At 40.6% G+C, this 16,320-nt stretch carries 15 protein-coding genes; 4 read left to right on the forward strand and 11 right to left on the reverse strand.

Annotated elements, in window-relative coordinates:
* Positions 1 to 14 precede the first annotated feature (14 nt).
* The gene (locus tag NSQ57_RS17260; RefSeq protein ID WP_342425067.1) at positions 15 to 584 is read left to right on the forward strand and encodes a TerD family protein; all 570 of its coding nucleotides are present in this window, start codon (positions 15 to 17) and stop codon (positions 582 to 584) included.
* 43 nt (positions 585 to 627) lie between these two features.
* Here NSQ57_RS17260 and NSQ57_RS17265 read toward each other — a convergent pair whose 3' ends face one another.
* From NSQ57_RS17265 to NSQ57_RS17280, 4 genes are all read right to left on the reverse strand, one after another.
* Entirely contained in the window at positions 628 to 1,548 is a 921-nt protein-coding gene (locus tag NSQ57_RS17265; RefSeq protein ID WP_165149789.1) for a hypothetical protein, read from the reverse strand.
* 212 nt (positions 1,549 to 1,760) lie between these two features.
* Positions 1,761 to 2,702: an ADP-ribosylglycohydrolase family protein gene (locus NSQ57_RS17270; protein ID WP_165149787.1), complete on the reverse strand. Its 942-nt coding sequence runs from the start codon at positions 2,700 to 2,702 to the stop codon at positions 1,761 to 1,763.
* 84 nt (positions 2,703 to 2,786) lie between these two features.
* Positions 2,787 to 3,872 carry a hypothetical protein gene (locus NSQ57_RS17275; RefSeq protein ID WP_341071043.1) on the reverse strand — a complete coding sequence of 362 codons (1,086 nt, stop codon included), beginning with the start codon at positions 3,870 to 3,872 and terminating at the stop codon, positions 2,787 to 2,789.
* Complete coding sequence (locus NSQ57_RS17280; RefSeq protein ID WP_209950147.1) at positions 3,872 to 4,867, reverse strand: hypothetical protein; 996 nt, start codon at positions 4,865 to 4,867, stop codon at positions 3,872 to 3,874. The genes NSQ57_RS17275 and NSQ57_RS17280 overlap by 1 nt, the downstream gene beginning before the upstream one ends.
* 182 nt (positions 4,868 to 5,049) lie before the next feature.
* Between NSQ57_RS17280 and NSQ57_RS17285 the strand changes: the two genes are divergently transcribed.
* On the forward strand, positions 5,050 to 5,700 hold the full coding sequence (locus NSQ57_RS17285; RefSeq protein WP_318627423.1) for a hypothetical protein: 651 nt from the start codon (positions 5,050 to 5,052) through the stop codon (positions 5,698 to 5,700).
* A gap of 34 nt (positions 5,701 to 5,734) precedes the next feature.
* Positions 5,735 to 6,304, forward strand: coding sequence for a DUF1697 domain-containing protein (locus NSQ57_RS17290; RefSeq protein WP_342425068.1), 570 nt, complete (start codon positions 5,735 to 5,737; stop codon positions 6,302 to 6,304).
* A gap of 94 nt (positions 6,305 to 6,398) precedes the next feature.
* Here the strand turns inward: NSQ57_RS17290 and NSQ57_RS17295 are convergent, their stop codons facing one another.
* Complete coding sequence (locus NSQ57_RS17295; RefSeq protein WP_342425069.1) at positions 6,399 to 9,806, reverse strand: hypothetical protein; 3,408 nt, start codon at positions 9,804 to 9,806, stop codon at positions 6,399 to 6,401.
* Positions 9,807 to 10,025: 219 nt separating this feature from the next.
* The gene (locus NSQ57_RS17300) at positions 10,026 to 11,771 is read right to left on the reverse strand and encodes a methyl-accepting chemotaxis protein (protein ID WP_069010522.1); all 1,746 of its coding nucleotides are present in this window, start codon (positions 11,769 to 11,771) and stop codon (positions 10,026 to 10,028) included.
* A gap of 348 nt (positions 11,772 to 12,119) precedes the next feature.
* Here NSQ57_RS17300 and NSQ57_RS17305 point away from each other — a divergent pair, with 348 nt between their 5' ends.
* Entirely contained in the window at positions 12,120 to 12,707 is a 588-nt protein-coding gene (locus tag NSQ57_RS17305) for an alpha/beta hydrolase (protein ID WP_245249137.1), read from the forward strand.
* Positions 12,708 to 12,813: 106 nt separating this feature from the next.
* On the opposite strand, the gene NSQ57_RS17310 is transcribed toward NSQ57_RS17305, so the two are convergent.
* Genes NSQ57_RS17310 through NSQ57_RS17330 form a run of 5 tightly spaced genes read right to left on the reverse strand, consistent with a single transcriptional unit; the run spans position 12,814 to position 16,270 of the window.
* A complete protein-coding gene (locus tag NSQ57_RS17310; protein WP_342425070.1) occupies positions 12,814 to 13,350 on the reverse strand; it encodes an SMI1/KNR4 family protein in 537 nt (178 codons plus the stop codon).
* Between the two features lie 52 nt (positions 13,351 to 13,402).
* Positions 13,403 to 13,837 (reverse strand): hypothetical protein, encoded by a 435-nt coding sequence (locus NSQ57_RS17315; protein WP_209950142.1) that lies wholly within the window; start codon positions 13,835 to 13,837, stop codon positions 13,403 to 13,405.
* Between the two features lie 28 nt (positions 13,838 to 13,865).
* Complete coding sequence (locus NSQ57_RS17320) at positions 13,866 to 14,525, reverse strand: DUF2625 domain-containing protein (RefSeq protein WP_342425071.1); 660 nt, start codon at positions 14,523 to 14,525, stop codon at positions 13,866 to 13,868.
* 35 nt (positions 14,526 to 14,560) lie between these two features.
* Entirely contained in the window at positions 14,561 to 15,079 is a 519-nt protein-coding gene (locus NSQ57_RS17325) for a hypothetical protein (protein WP_069010518.1), read from the reverse strand.
* Between the two features lie 30 nt (positions 15,080 to 15,109).
* Positions 15,110 to 16,270 carry an immunity 26/phosphotriesterase HocA family protein gene (locus NSQ57_RS17330; RefSeq protein ID WP_342425072.1) on the reverse strand — a complete coding sequence of 387 codons (1,161 nt, stop codon included), beginning with the start codon at positions 16,268 to 16,270 and terminating at the stop codon, positions 15,110 to 15,112.
* Positions 16,271 to 16,320: the final 50 nt, after the last annotated feature.

Consider the following 16,320-nt stretch of genomic DNA (forward strand, 5'->3'; position numbering starts at 1 on the left):
AGGGAGGCATAACGTTGAGTATTAGTCTAGTTAAAGGACAGAAGGTAGACCTAACCAAAAATAATCCATACTTATCCGTGCTAAAAGTAGGCCTTGGATGGGACCCTATGAAGGGTAGAAGCATGGATATTGATGCGTCAGCGCTGCTTCTTAATGAGAACGTCAAGCTGACCCAGACGAAAAATCTAGTATATTTCGGAAACAAAAATAGCCCTTGTGGGGCCGTCGTACATAGTGGTGACAACTTGACAGGACATGGCGACGGTGATGATGAAGTCATTACCGTCTCCCTCCAGCAACTACCACCGGAAGTGCATAGAGTCGTATTTATTGTGAATATATTCCGTTTTTTCAGCTTTGGTAGACGTAAAGATTTCAGTATGGTGAACAATGCTTATATTCGAGTATTGGATGCGTCCCAAGATGAAGAGATTCTCCGATACAACTTGACAGAGGACTATAAAGGGAGGTGTAGTATCCGTGTAGGTGAAGTATACCGCTATGGAGGGGAGTGGAGATTCGGTGCTATTGGAGAAGGAAGCACCATTACCTCCCTGAATGAGCTTGTAAAAACGTATGAATAAGCATTTTTGGTGTTAAAGAAAAACCCACGTCTGACGTGGGTTTTTACGCTAACTCTCCTATAGTCACCTGATACAGCAGAGAACCTTCTCGGAGCAGCAGGCGGTCTTTTCTGAAATCCTGTTCGTGCGGCTGAAGGAACTCTTGATCGTCATTTAAAAATCGAATGTGTTGTCCTTTGCTTAAGTTGCCTGGCTTCACATTCTTTTTCAAGACATATTGTCCGTTCTTTCCATACCCGCCATCGAACAAAAAGTGATACCCATCTGTAGCCACCCCGGAGCAGCCGGAAATGCTCGGATTCATAAACGTAATATTCGTACGGTCGCTACCGGAAATACGCCCTAACGAAAAGTCTGAATAGTAATAAAACCAGATTTCCTGTTCGCTGACCACGTTCAAAGCATAGCAATCATGAATGTCTGCCGCTTGGTTTTCATATATTTTGTGTCCTTCTTTATTCCAGGCGACAAGGCCGGAGGACCCCACAGGCTCATTCCAACCATAATTCCCAAATATACCTTCATCAAAATAACTGGTCCAGATCGTACCTTCCCCTGTAACCTGAACACTCTGGATACCGTCTCCAAGCAGTAGTTCATTTATGGTACGGCCTTCATAATCAATAATTTTACCATTTAAATCATATTGGCCGGTTCCATAATAATGACAACGCGCTCCGACGAGCAGTAGATGATGATGTAGAGGCTGTACATAATGATAGTTAAACTGCTGTCCCTCCACATACACTTCTTCAATATGATCGTCTATAATGAGTATCTTGTAAGTACGTCTCTCTTTAAGAGAGGCAGGCGGGAACATCCCTCGTACTCGTTCTGGGATTTTATCAATTAGCAAAATATACACGCGCCCATCAGGGCCAAATTGGGTTGAAACAATCTCAAACCCTTTAGTATAGTTGGAAATATCGACAAATGAATGAAGCTGTTTATTTAGATGTGACAATGTAGTTCCTCCTCTGAAAGATCAGTAAAGTGAAGTATGATTTGTACTGGACTTCATTTTGTCATAACAACATGCTACTGAGGAGGGCGGAAGTATGGCGATATGGATAGTGATCCCAAGAGATGAGGCATCGGCAAAAATATTGGGAACAAAAAAAGCCGGGTTCTGCTCATAATAAAAGCAACCCAGCTTGATCTTTATAGATGTCCCTCTTAAAGTGTCTGGCCCTTGTCGGCCTTCTGCCATAAAGCCTCAGTCAGCTCATCGATCATATCCTTCATCGCCAGCTTCTCACGCCAGTGATTCGGGATACCGCTTAGCCCGTAATAAGCTCCTGCAATTTGCCCATACACCGCCCCGGTCGTATCGGCGTCATCCCCCAGATTTACGGCCAGCAGTGCCCCCTCTTCAAACGAAGTCGAATGGTGAAATGCCCACAGCGCAGCCTCAAGGGAACGAATGACATAGCCGGTTCCCTGTATTTCGGGCGGCTCCTTATCCTTGTAAGATCCCTGAATGATTTCTTCAATGGCTGCCGAATAAGCTGGCTGTTCCTGCCGCCGCCACTTATAGCAGATGTCGGCTGATAACATGGATTCTTTGTCCGCTCCCCGCAGACCTGCCACAAGGATTGAAGCAAGCACAGCACAGGCCTCCACACTTTCGACTGCTCCATGGGTGGTTCGCGAGCTCAGTTCGGCGTACATCACGGCCTCTTCCGGACGGTTCGCATAGGCCATGGCAACAGGTGCAAGCCTCATGATCGAGCCATTACCAGCAGTCATGGGGTCAACGGACCCACTGTACGGCTCTCCAGTGGCCTCGAAGCGATGCAATGCTGCTCTCGTCGCACCGCCGATATCAAAGCACGTTCCCGTGCTGCTCATATATCCCAGGTGATACCAATTGGTGTAGCGACGCATTTGGTCCGCTGGATCAAAGCTATCTTTTTGCACCATACTCTCGGCTAAACAAAGTGCCATAGACGTATCGTCGGTCCACTGCCCCGGCTTTAACCCAAAGACACCGCCGCCCACGATATCCGTTACAGGTTCAAATGTACCTGGACTGCTGAATTCCACAGTGGTTCCCAAAGCATCACCCACGGCCAGTCCAGCGAGACTTCCATAAAAACGATCCTTGATCAGTGCCATTTTGATGTACACTCCTTTAATAATTGTTATAGCTAATGCATATATTTCCATATCACTGGAAGGAAGAAAATCCGGTAACGCCATTTATTCGTAGCTTAAGGCTGTACAACCGCTATCCGGTTTTAATTCAATGAAAATTCCTGCCTCTTGATGGTAAATGAGTGGAAATCGCTCCGTATCTACATCTTCACGCACACCTCTTGAAAGCCGCCATACCTGAAGCGGGACTCCTTTCCCCCATAAGAATAATCGGTCGCCAGAAACGACCATATCCGCTTGGGGATATGGATAAATCCCGTCTTCTTCAGGCTTACAATTTAAAGGCGGGATTGCAGGAAGCACGCGTCGGTACCCGGGCTGAGTCATATCGAATAGGACAACCGCCGGTTCCACTCCTTCCTCTCCCCAATCTTCCTCCTCCAGTAAATCGGCATCCATCTGTCCCCAAACCGCCAATCTATCAGGTCCTGTCCAGCACACTGGCCCATCCCAATCTATGGTTTGCCAAAGATGGCGAACTGACGGACCATTCTCCGATTCCCATGAGTTCAGCAGCCAATTAGATAAGGACCAAGTTCGGACTACTCCTAATGGAGCCCATACCCATCCCGTATCCGCAATCCACTTTCCCTCTGGAGAAGTCAGGAGCCTCCCATGAAAATAATCTAGATAATGCTCATCTTTATTTTCGCTGTTATAAACTGGGGTAGGTCTTGCTGTCAAAAGCCTCCCCGTTTCTACATCCGTCAGATCCAGCCGATTCCATTCCGTCCCATGAACAAGGATACATGCACCGTCTTGATGTACAAAGGCCAGGGGAAACATACTTTTATCGTAGTGGTATTCGTCCCGTGATAATTGCATTTTTTCTTGAGCATGGACTAAATCATACACGGCCGCATGTCGGCCAAATCGATTGGAGATCGCCACGTACTTGCCGTCAGGACTGGTCACCATTTGGACAGGTTGCAGGGGATTAAAATCAGGAATACAAATATGTGTGCATAATTCTGCACTGCCAGAGCGAAGCTCTAGCCTCCACAGTTCTGCCTGTGTGTTCAATGCCAGCAAGGTTATGCTTCCGTGAGAGCCACCTTTTACAGGATGAATGGCCGTAAGACGTCCGATAGTCTGTGGTAAATCAGGTAAAGAAACGTGAGAGAATGGCATCATTTAACCCCTTTTAATCTGGATAAATAATAATTTATACCCGTATTTGTGAAGCTGGATTTATCAATAAAAAATCTGAGTTCAAGCAATGCAGACAATACTTTTATAAAAACTCCCGTTTTTTTCTTGCAAAAACATTTAAAATATGTAATTTCGCTAGGATTACTTTTGAGAACAAAATAGGAATAATTCATCAAGATCATAGTGGAGATGAACTGCTCTGTTGGAGATTGATGCTCATTGATACAGTCGATCAGCACCTCTAATACCCTATTTTTATTAGAGTTATAGGCTTGTATAAACATCGTTGCTTCTGCAAACGGCTTGTTGAAATCGTCATACGGAAAATCATATACATCATGACTGCCTAGGATGAAGCTGACCAACTGACCTTGCAAAATTTTTATTTTTCCTAGCGCTGCCCGGGTATCCATATCCATCTCATTTTTGTTAATATGCTCATGCAACATGTCAATTAGAATATGCATATCATACTGTTGTGCGTCTTCCATCCTGTACATCATCTTATTATTTTCAATCGTTAGACGATCATAAATGTCATCCCCTAAACCCAGTTCAAATAAGAGATGGTGAAGAAAAAATAGCCTGTCCTGAGTAAGCGAGAATTCATTCCCTCTCTCTGCTAGATGTGAAACTTGATATTGATAATAAAAACAACATAAGTTTTTTCGGCTATAAACAGCATCTTTATGTATATCAAAAACGTTAAAAATGAGCGAAAGCAATCGAATCAGACGTTCAGCATCTGCTACGCTTAGAATGGGATGATTCATTTTTGTAAATAGCGACCTGTCAAATAAATCATGCCATCGCACTAGAGAAACATAATTCTGCTCGTTTATATTCAGGGTTAGTATTCTTAGATTTTGCTCTTGATCAGGATAAGAATAAAATAGATATTCATGACTTAATTCAGAAATACGCTCATTAAAATAGGCCCTTAATTTGTAATCGTATATTTTAGAAAATGACATTTCTCTCCTCCTTGCAACATTATTTTCGAACTCCTATATTGTAAAATTAATCTGGATCGACTGGCAAGGCGGTATAAATACAGAAACATATGTTCTTCATTTCTATATTATGATATCTTTATGCTAGGAATGAAACGTTATGACGAAGGTCATAGCCTACGATTAGAAAGGAATGAACACCTATGAAACAGCTAAGCGAAGCTCTGACCCGGTTTGTACAACAACAAAACCTGTATAATGCAACCTACGGGCTGTTCCAAGACCACGACATCCAGCCCCGGACGGAGAACCTGACAGATTGCTGGGACAACCGCATACCTATATCCCCTGAGCTTGAGTACCTATATAGCCATTATGAAATGATCGATGCTAAGGCAGCGGGAACACACAAATTAAAAAATGCAGCCGTTGAAATCGGGGATGCTGCTGTTCTCTTTTTTGTCGCACCAGAACATTTATATCGCCAACAGCTGGGCTATCGCTTCATTACATCTGGAGAGCTTGTTCATGAGTCATCTTCGTGGCCCTCCCACCATGTTGTAATTGCCACGTTTAATGATGATCCAGTCATTGTCGATACTAGCGCACCTGCTTCCCCTGTATATGCTGCAATTGAAGGTGGCGCAGCGCAGCAAGTTGCTGACTCTTTAGCTAACTTCTTTACGGCTCTTTCCATCCTGATTGAAGGTGCCTGTACCTTTAAGGGAGAATTGATAGATGAAGATACATACGAAACCAAAGCAGAATATATCGAGCACGTAAAACCATTGCTACATCATTTGTTGGGCGAAAACCAAACCACGTATTTGCTGAATTACCTATCCTTTTGTTAGAAATCCTATTTGTTAAAGAGAGGTGGGGCTTTTTATGATCTATATCGCATTACTGCGGGGCATCAATGTGGGCGGCAATAACAAAATCGAGATGAAGAAGCTCAAGCAAACGTTTGAACATGCAGGTATGGGGCATGTGACGACTTACATTAATTCTGGAAACATTATTTTTTCCAGTCAGGAGCGGCCCAACCAGGAGTTATCGTCCATACTGGAACAGGCGATTCTGGAGGATTTTAGCTTACCCATCCGTGTCATTGTTCGTAATATGAAGGAGATTCAGACCATTATAGAGGCACTGCCGAATGAATGGTCTAATGATACACAGATGAAAAGTGATGTAATGTTTCTGTGGGATGAAATTAACGATATTTCCGTTCTGGACAAGCTTCCTTTAAAACCGGGTATTGGGCATGTCATCTATACGACCGGGGCCGTTCTGTTTTCTGTCAGCAAAGAACAAGTCACAAAAAGCGGGTTAACGAAATTAGTCGGCACCAAGCTGTATCAGCAAATGACGGTGCGGAATGTGAACACAGCACGGCAGATTTATAAGCTGATGCAAATGGCTGAACAGGAAGAGTTGCAGGCTTTGGACGCATGACTGTAGTCTTGTTTAAATAGGGCTAGACAAAATAGTGATTAAACAGCCAACATCTTATTACAAAGGTGCTGGCTGTTTAAATAAAGAAAACTCATCAAAAATATTGTTCGATGAAATTATCAATCTTAGTTAGATCATCCTTTATAATTTGTTCAACTGAAGAAGTGTTAAGCAATGGAGCCAACTTTTCTGGGTGCGCTATGCAATATTCATAATCAATTGCACATTCTGTCTCATACTTATTTGTGGCGATCTTCTGAAATAAATCATAAGACAAATCAGAAGTCACTTCATTAAACTCTACTTCTAACATTTCTAAAAACCTAAGTAAAGTCCAATTTTTAATTGTACTCGATACTTCTTTTTTATCGTTCATCTCTTGAAGTGTATAGACAGAAGATAAACCAAATGCCAATTGTTCTGTACCATTCAGTTCCTTTATGTGCTCAATAAAAGATTGAATGCTTTCCAAAAAATAATTTTTACTTTCATCCGCAAAAAACTCAACAAGAATACAAAATACATTATAAATATAAGTATGAAATTCGGACTCGTTAATAATCCAGTCAATCAAGCTCAAAATTTTGACTTTATTATATGAATGGTCATTAATATTCTTACATAATAGATAAACTTGAATCTCAGAGGCTATTAAATACAACCATCCATTATTATGCCCCAAGTAGCTACTCTCTTTAATCAAGTTCCATTCTTCATTTGATATATTGAGCCATTGTTTCAAATTATCCCGATTAAAATACATTTCATTATGTTCCTGCGCTGCAACTGCAATCTTGGTAAGAATTTCATATTCGGAACAATGAATTGAACTAAACATGTTGTCGAAGAAATTGCGAATCTGATTCTCTATTCTATTACCTCGTTTATATTCATCAACAATTTTCGCGAGAAAAAGCGGATCAGTAGAATAATATGTTCCTTTCCATTTAGATTTTCCCATGAACAAATCTTCTTGAACTCGATCCATGATAGTAATTTCACAGCTTACTATTCCAGCTAAATTAATTAAAGAATCCCAACTATCTTGATCATCCCTATGTATATAGGGAAGCAACTCCTCCATAAAATCCCTTTCACTTGTTTCTTCTACAAAGATATCATCATCTTCATGAAATTCGACTTGGCTTTTATTAGGATTACGATTTGTAGTCTCTTCAAAGTTAGAATGAATTCTATTCCACTTTACTGAATATCCGTCCCAATTTAGAGTTTTCTCCAATATTCTCATGGCCTTAAGGGATTCTTTTTTAACCTGTACGTTATATAATTGGATCGCTTCAGGAGCGTCTCCGAATAACAAATTCTCGATCTCAATTTCCAAATAATCGGATGCATAAAAGTCATAATCATCCCCAATAAGCCAAATAATTTTATCAGAAATTTCATTGTAGTTTTCCTGGAGATAGCAGTCAAAGTCTTGACCATATATATCTCTGAATTCATAAAAGACGATGTAAAATTTCAAAAAATTTATTTTAGAGCGATAGCCATCTAATAACTCTTTCATAGCAGGGATTTCGAACCCTTGCTTTAATAACTTATTGACAATCTTAGGAACGCCATACTTCTCTTCATCGGAAAGTGCATGACGGTCATCTTTTAACAAACTATTAATAAAAAACGCCTTTAACTTTCCTATTACATCCCTTAATTTTTGAGAGTTATATTGTTCATTCAAATCTAATATTTGTCTTAATTTAAGATTGTAACTGTTGGTATAATCTGAAGAGAAATAAAAGTCTGTAAATCTATCATCTGTACAGTATTCCTCGATTCCATTGGAGTAGATAAAATCTAAACGTTCGTAGTCTTTAGCGATTCTATCAATAATTCCTGGAATAATTGTCTGCTCAAACTCCATATTATTATGTTCATCAATTAAATTTAGTAAAAGTAAATTGTGAGCGAAAAACAAAATAGGATTCATTAAATTAACACTCTTAATAAGATTCAGCCCATACAGTGACAAATTTTTCGATATTAAATGCCTCCAAAATTCCATCATGCTATGATTGTTAAATCCTATAATTGTTTTTTTTGCTTCAAAGTCAATACCTGTCAATGTTCTGATAAAATTCATATCTCTAACGAAACAAAAAGAGGCGGACAATTGATCTAAAGCATCATCAAAACTTTGCCACTCTTCCCAAGGAAGACTTTCTTGTAAGTTCCCGTAGCATTTTCTTAAAATATTTAATTCAACCGGATATCCAAAGATCGCCATACATACACCAAGATAAACTGCACTTTTTGAAGTCTCATGAAGGTGATTATACATTCTCTCATAAATTTCATTGGGATTCTTCAATGTTTCCAACAGTATTTTTCCCGGATACATACCATCATGCTTTATTTTAGAAAGAAGATGGATCGCATCATTAATAAATCGGGGATTATAATTATCGTGATTAATAATTTTGTCAGAAACTATTACAATGCTGTGCAAAAGACTGTACTGTAAGTTTGACTTTTTTAGAATACTCCAACATATCCTCATCTTGTCTGAGCTTTCTAAGCTAGTTGAAGATAACTCAACACTCATATTTTGAATTATTACCTTTAACTCATGTAATAATTTCATACCTTCAAAAAGAATATTTTTTCTCGAAATCAATACAATTTTATGATTATTTCCACTAATAATGCTCTTAAGCATTCGATAAATTTTAGATTCACCATTTTGGATCTGATTATTGACGTAATTTACACCTAAAAAGTCATCTACTATAAATAATTGCTTTTTATCTGAGCGATAAAATTTATACACATCTTCAATAGTATCTGTAAAAAAAAGATCAAGCTCCTCATTTTGCATCAAATAATGGAACGCTATATTAAAACCTAGCATCGTTTTCCCAATTCCCGGTTCACCATATACCAATAAACAATTATGTGAATCCATAATATCAAGTGATTCATGATAAGCTTTCGTTTTTATGTAGTACTCAACGTTATTTTTCATTTCATTTAAGTGAAATTGATTAAAATTATTGGGTCCACGCAAAATAATATTTTCTAAAATATGTTCAAAAACTACTGTACTAGGCGTCCATAAATTATTGTACTTTAATTGAATAATAGAAAACTTTGGGTCAGCAAGATACTCATTTAGTTCTATTCTACCAATTATATCTTCATCAGAATGGATGTATCCTTTAAATAAATCCATTATTCCCCTTTGTTGTTCTTTATTCAATCCAACTGATGTTACTAAAATATATCGACTCGGCTTCAAATTACGCAACTTTAATACTTCTTTTTTCAAACTTCCTTTCAAAATGTTAAAATCATTTTTATAGCATTTTGCTTGAATAATAGTATTATCACTGTACCTATACCCATCAATGCCTCCATCCCTACCTTTAGGATATCTGCGAAATACATTGGGTTCTAAATTTTCTCGAACTCGAACAATATCTATTGCCAACGCCTCAAATTCAACGTCATCTAATAATGCGTGAAAATCATAATTAATTTTCATAATCTCCCATCTTTCTAAGACTGATATATTCATCTTTGAATCCTATGAATGTGTTATACTTCATGCTTTACTTTCTAACTTAATAAAGTAATCTGTGATTGTAAAAAGGGCTTTTCTTTTACTATCCATAAATTCATTAAGTTCAAAAGGGAGCCTCCTTACGGCTCCCCAGCCGTTTTTTTCTCCCTTCATTTAAATACCAACACCGTATGGTCCTCATTAAATTTTAAAGCCTGCAACCAGTTCATTTAGTCGAGCTGCACTTTCCTTCACCTGATCAGACTGGTATGCCACTTCACGAGATTTTTCCGTTGAAGACACCATATTCTCAGCAATGTGTTGGGTAGATATGGCGGACTGTTCGCTGGCGGTAGCAATCTCATGGATCGCTCTCACCATGGTTTGGATGGTTTCATTTACCTGCTTAGAGGTGGCGTTCAAATCATTGACTGTGTTCGTGTGCTCAACAGCATCATTGTAATATTGCCCTGCTGTATCCTCAAGCAGCTGATAATCCTTGCCTACCTGGGCTTGCAGGAAGTGCAGCAATTCTTCTGCATTGGTAGTCAGATTTTCTACAGACTGCACAACCTCTTGAGTAACACTCTGAATTTGGTCTACCGCGTGTTTGGAGCCGTCTGCCAACTTACGAATCTCGTTAGCTACAACCGCAAACCCTCGACCTGACTCACCGGCACGAGCTGCTTCAATGGATGCATTTAGGGCCAGCAAATTGGTCTGTGCCGTAATTTCCAAGATAGACTGAGAAAGTATACGAATCTGGTCTACTGCCTTGGCTCGCTCTAACGCTTCCGTCATCTTTTCATTAGCTTTTTGGTAAATTTCTTTGGCCGCTTTATTGGATTGACTAGCCGCCTGCTTCAATGTTTCAGCTTTTACACTCGTATCATAGGCAGACTGAGCTCTTTCTTGAGTTTTGACCGAGATATACTCTGCTGCCCGCTGCATTTCTTCCGCAGAATGGTTCATATTTTCGGTGTATGCCGAAGTCTCTTCCATAGCTGCTGACAGCTGTTCGACCGTGGCTGATACATCGCGAATCCGCTCATTGAGATCTGTCATATTATGATTCGTCTGATCACTCAGTTGGTTAATTTGATGTGACTCATTGATCACCCCTGTGATGACCATTGAGGTTGAATCTGTCATTTGCTGAATGGCACGAGCTATAACAGCGATCTCATTATTTCCTTTGAGCAAGGCAGGATCAAGTGCTGTCGTTAAATTTCCTTGGGTAATCTCTTCACAGTATTTCGTAATGGTGCTCATCCGGGAACGGATATTTCGAATGGCTGCAAAGGAGATTGTGATCAGAACAGCCAACACGAGAGCAAGAACTGTGATTAAAACAATTGTGCGCATTTTGATCTCGTTTTGCGTATTTTGATATAGGTTGGCGGATTGCTCATTGTTATAATCTGAAATCGTAGTCAGCATCGTAACAATGGCCGTACTAGATTTATTGATCCGGCCTCTCTCTTCTGTGTCATAGGTTCCAGTATTCTTTTTGACGGCCATGATCTGTTCGATGTCCTGAAAATACGTGTCTATACTCCTCTGTAGTTCCTCAAACAATTTCTGTTCCTTAGTATCCAATGTCCTTTGTGAAAATTCATTTAGCCCAGTTGTAACGCTATTTTTTCCTTTCTGCACCTGCTTATACTGTTTATCTGTATACTCCTTATTGTCGAGTATTTTTGTATAATTGGCTCGCATGTTATAAAAGTCACTTTTGACCTCAAGAATATTCGTCTGGTGTTGAAAGCGATCTGTATACAAAATACCTTGACCCTCTTTAGCTTGATACATACCGATAACTCCTACCAACGATACAATGAGCAAACCCACTAAGCTGATCATAATCATGGAGATCATCGTTGTCGTGATCTTTAAATCTCTAAAACCTTTTCCTTTTTTAGTCCTGTCCGATAGTTGGTTACTCATTCAAACCCCTCCAGCTCGTCTATGGATAATAGTTCACGCTGCTCTCAACTTTCACGAGTACTCTGGTCTTCCTCTTGATGCTGCCCTCCATACAACAAAATAAAGCAGATCACAAAACGTGATGCTATATATATCGGTAGAAAGCGCTTAAATTTATTAGCCAAATTACAGTACTGCAAAAATAATGAATATTATAATAGGCAAATTCATACATAGGCTTGCTACATGAATCAACAATTTTAGGTACTCATAAGCATTGGATGTTTGGTAAACTAGAGAGGGATTTTTACATGAAGTGGGACACATATGCAAACTAAGATCTAAACACTGGATGATGGGGGAGAACGTATGGTGACAAACCTACAAAATCAAAAACAAGTATATATAATCCACGGATACACAGCTTCGCCAACAGATCATTGGTTTCCTTGGTTACAAGATAAATTACAGGAAGACGGGGTTTCGGTAAATATACTAGATATGCCCAACTCGCAAGCCCCCAAACTTAATGAGTGGATTGAGCATCTATTGCAAAATATTAAAGCTTTACATAAAGACACCTATTTTATTGGTCATAGCTTGGGTTGTGTATCCATATTAAGGTACCTGCAGCAAGTCAATATCCCGGAACCACTAGGTGGTGCCGTTTTCGTTTCCGGTTTTACTGATCCATTGCCAAGCCTGCCGTCATTAGATGAATTTACAAATGACCATTTGGATCATCAGCAGATCATGGATTCGCTAAAAGCGCGTGTAGTTATAGCTTCAAAGGACGACGCGATTGTCCCCTTTGCACTTAGTAAGAAACTAGCGGAAGATATCCAGGCTGATTTTCACGAATTAGATCATGGAGGACACTTTTTACAAAGTGACGGCTTTACCACCTTACCGATCGTCTCTCAAGTTTTAATGGAAATGATAAATGAAAATAAGTAGCGTTAAAAACCCGCAAAATAGACCTGGCAAAAAGGGTCCAGCTTGCGGGTTTTACATTTTCTACTGGATGAATTAGGGGGAATAAAGCGTATGTTTAGTCAAGATATCAATACAATGCCCATTTTTCCGTACACAGCTCTATAAATGAATGGGCAACCTGTTCACATTCGTCATACCCCAAGCTACCAGAATGAGCAAAAAGAATGGGATATTCGTTGTTACTTTTTTCCTCTCTCATATCAAACATATAGTGGTTTCCGCTACCATCCATCGCAAACGACACGGCACCCGGCATATACTCTGGCAGCTCGTAGGCGAGGTTCATTTCTCTCAAATCTTCAGTATTGAAAAACTGGAAATAACGTTCTCCATTCTGAAATTCACCGCCATTAGAATATTTCAGCAATTCTATGTAACTATCAGGAAATTGTCCTTGGGGCAAATGCCAGCTAACAGGATCTAGCGGTTTATATTGATCATAAAATGGAGACGATTTCGGAAAAGGGTTCACTTGTCTTTGTTGGATTTCGTGAATTTCCTGCTCCGATAGCTTGATGTTCCATGTGCTCAAAAAATTCGCGATTTGTTCACCAGTTGCTTCCGGACATTTTATAAATTGATGTTCAAAGTGAATACTCCACATAATAACCACCCTCCTACCTTCACGTCTCTAAAAGTTGTTGTTGCTATCTTTTTCAACCTTCTCCATCTTTTTCAACCCATTCAGCCACACTCTCATGAGGTTGAAGGTTCTCACGTTTATAGTAAAAAACGGTCTTGAGCTCGTAATCCAAGCTTTCCGCAGCAATGAAAAATCGGGTACCAAACGTTTGATCCTCCATACAAATCACAGGCCCCTCAAGAAATCCGTAAGAGACAGTTTTTAACATTTCCAATTCCTTGTCATTAGCCAGTCTAAAGCATTCAATTGAAAATACACCACCCGGACAGGAAAGAAACGAGACCTCGTAAAATGTAATCTCTATGTTGTGATAATAGCTAAAGTCAAAGCTCCCTGCTAGTACCAGCTTGGGGCGACTTGTATAATCATAAATGTAGTAATGGTCAATGTTATTTTGAGAAAGTATTTCATTCAGCTGCATCAGTTTGGATTGAATGGAATGATTCATGATCTTATGTCCCCCTCCCCACTCGCGGCTATTCCCGATCCGTCACCGCCTGCCACGCTTCTGTTAGTGCTATAGGTGATTTGTGGCTGGTCTCTCCGCCACCTTCCTGAGTCCATAGCGGCGGATAATAAGCAAATACCTCTCCTGGCTGAAGTTGCTCCATATCCGACTGCCAACCATTCCAGCGGAATGTCTGGTAGAACAAGCCCAAATCTCCCTCAGCCAACCAGCTCAAGAAACCGGAATAGGCCAGCTCAGTGGATTCCCACTCCAATGCATCCGGTGCAAAATAGTAGATATGGCCGCTACGTCCAAACTTCCCTGTATCCAATCCAAAGAAGCCACCTGCTGCATCATAGGCCACAATCAGCATTCCCCCAAGTGCAGGAACGCTCGCTGGCTCTTGCAGCCCGTTCCACGAAGCCAAACTACCGTAAATTTCAGGCCCACCTGCACCCAGTAAGGTGATCCATCCGTGGTCAAATATGATCCCTCCTGTTTCATAGGCAACCGTTCCCAAGTACGATTTTGTGCTCACTTGCAAACGGTAGAGCGAATCTCCCCTAGCAGATTCCGATTCTGCCGGTACAATGCGAAATGGATTATTCCCTTCTTGCAGAATGTTTCTGACCTCTTCCCATGCATGGTTGTCCTGATCCACCAGCTCATCAACCGTTAACGTATGCATATCCATTCTCCTTCCTGTATTCCGATATCTATCTTTCAACCTTTGAACTGATTTTCGAAAACCTGCGTTTGCTCTAAAATCACCCACTGATTCAGCTCGTCGTAGCCCTGGACAATCGCCGTGATCTCATGCCTCGGATACATCCACTCAGATGGGGTCTTTTCCGCATATGAATGGGTGTCTGCCAATCCGACTGTATTGTGCTGGAAAATATGAATAAGTGTTCCATGTGGGAAAAATGCTTCAATATAACCCTTTACCTTAGTCCCAACGGGCAGTACGGTTTTGACTTGATGCCATTCCTTGTTAAAAGTGTGAAGATTGTTGGACCAGACTTCTTCAAACTCTTTTTTTGTAATTTTCGTATAATAGGGCTCTGTATCATCAATCGCTTTCTCGGCTAACAAGAAATGATATTGCTCGTGCTTACGATTAGAAGCAATAAAAGTACCGTCATCCTGGATCACAATTTGCCGATAGGCTACGCCGTCTGAGTCTATTTCAAAATACCAGGTTCCCATGCCTGGTTCCGGACAATCTTTAAGATATTTCATTCGTACCTCCTAAAAGGATGTATAACCGTGTCATTTCATCTTTCTTTTTCCGCTATAAGTCCTTGTCAAATATGCGAGATATTCCGAACGCGTCAGTCCTCCTGTTTGGCGATTGAACTCATCGTACGAAATGTCTTCCGGGAATCCGAATTCGGACAGTGCTTTTCGGCGCTCTTCCCGATACAACGGGTTATCCAGCGTGTGGTGCCACTCCCGCTCTTCCCAAGGACCAAAACAGTCTGCAATGACACCTGAATATACACCGTTATTTAACAATTCGCGCGAAGACTTGAACACTGTCTTTTCTTCCGGTTTGGAAATTGTGCCCGTTCCCCAGGACAGTCTATATATTCTTTCTTTACTGCTATCTATGCTACTGCCGTAACCAATCGGAAACACAATATCCTCTTCCGCCAACGCTTTATGCCCTATCCGCTCGTAGGACCCTCGCATAAAGGAATCATCCATGACAATCCAGGTTGTATCAGATAACGGGGCGGCCGTGATGGATTCCAAAGTTATTGAACGGTCACGACTTGTACACAAATACGGACGTACGAACAAAGGCATTGTCATGACACTATTCCATATGCTCTCCTTTGCAAACAACTGATCCTTTTGCATTTGGCGCAAATCTCCGACGACCAGTACATAGCCATCTGTAAAAAGGTCTATTTCCACGCGGAAGATGTCTCCCGGAATGGTTTTATAACGCAGGTTTTTCATATGCTTCAATCGTTCCACCTTACGATCATAGTCGTTAGGCACAAGCGACGGGTAACGTTGAAGCCAATCGATGATCTCTTCTTTACTATGTAAATGCTCACATCCAGTGATGGGCAATCTCACGCCAGTTTTGCTATTCACAGCAGTAACATAACTAATATTACGATCTCTTCGAATGCCTGCTGAAAAGGACACACCTTCTGCTGTGATGCTCGAAACACTTGTATAATTCAGTTTTTTCTCTTTGCCACGAGCCGTTTTAGGCAGAACAAATGCCCGATCACGAGTAAAAATCTCTACATCAGCTTCTCCATAAGCATCCTCTTTGGAAGAAATTCGCTTGCGAATAACATCTCCATCCATACAAATAAAATATCCTTCTTTAATTTCTACTACGTCCCAATGTTCTTCCAGCGTCTCCAGCCCAAAATAGGGTCGTAACGCGTTCGTTAACCAACTATTCATCTGCTCCTCCTGTTCCGAGTACAATTCAGTAGACTTCATTTCTGTTATTC

It is taken from the genome of Paenibacillus sp. FSL L8-0502 (assembly GCF_038593055.1).
Classification (GTDB): domain Bacteria; phylum Bacillota; class Bacilli; order Paenibacillales; family Paenibacillaceae; genus Paenibacillus; species Paenibacillus polymyxa_D.

What these genes read in the sequence shown, in the direction of transcription:
- NSQ57_RS17270 (WP_165149787.1), bottom strand. Translation starts at nt 2,702, where the DNA reads ATGGCACTGATCAAGGATCGTTTTTATGGAAGTCTCGCTGGACTGGCC.
- NSQ57_RS17275 (WP_341071043.1), bottom strand. Translation starts at nt 3,872, where the DNA reads ATGCCATTCTCTCACGTTTCTTTACCTGATTTACCACAGACTATCGGA.
- NSQ57_RS17280 (WP_209950147.1), bottom strand. Translation starts at nt 4,867, where the DNA reads ATGTCATTTTCTAAAATATACGATTACAAATTAAGGGCCTATTTTAAT.
- NSQ57_RS17285 (WP_318627423.1), top strand. Translation starts at nt 5,050, where the DNA reads ATGAAACAGCTAAGCGAAGCTCTGACCCGGTTTGTACAACAACAAAAC.
- NSQ57_RS17290 (WP_342425068.1), top strand. Translation starts at nt 5,735, where the DNA reads ATGATCTATATCGCATTACTGCGGGGCATCAATGTGGGCGGCAATAAC.
- NSQ57_RS17295 (WP_342425069.1), bottom strand. Translation starts at nt 9,806, where the DNA reads ATGAAAATTAATTATGATTTTCACGCATTATTAGATGACGTTGAATTT.
- NSQ57_RS17300 (WP_069010522.1), bottom strand. Translation starts at nt 11,771, where the DNA reads ATGAGTAACCAACTATCGGACAGGACTAAAAAAGGAAAAGGTTTTAGA.
- NSQ57_RS17305 (WP_245249137.1), top strand. Translation starts at nt 12,120, where the DNA reads ATGGTGACAAACCTACAAAATCAAAAACAAGTATATATAATCCACGGA.
- NSQ57_RS17310 (WP_342425070.1), bottom strand. Translation starts at nt 13,350, where the DNA reads ATGTGGAGTATTCACTTTGAACATCAATTTATAAAATGTCCGGAAGCA.
- NSQ57_RS17315 (WP_209950142.1), bottom strand. Translation starts at nt 13,837, where the DNA reads ATGAATCATTCCATTCAATCCAAACTGATGCAGCTGAATGAAATACTT.
- NSQ57_RS17320 (WP_342425071.1), bottom strand. Translation starts at nt 14,525, where the DNA reads ATGCATACGTTAACGGTTGATGAGCTGGTGGATCAGGACAACCATGCA.
- NSQ57_RS17325 (WP_069010518.1), bottom strand. Translation starts at nt 15,079, where the DNA reads ATGAAATATCTTAAAGATTGTCCGGAACCAGGCATGGGAACCTGGTAT.
- NSQ57_RS17330 (WP_342425072.1), bottom strand. Translation starts at nt 16,270, where the DNA reads ATGAATAGTTGGTTAACGAACGCGTTACGACCCTATTTTGGGCTGGAG.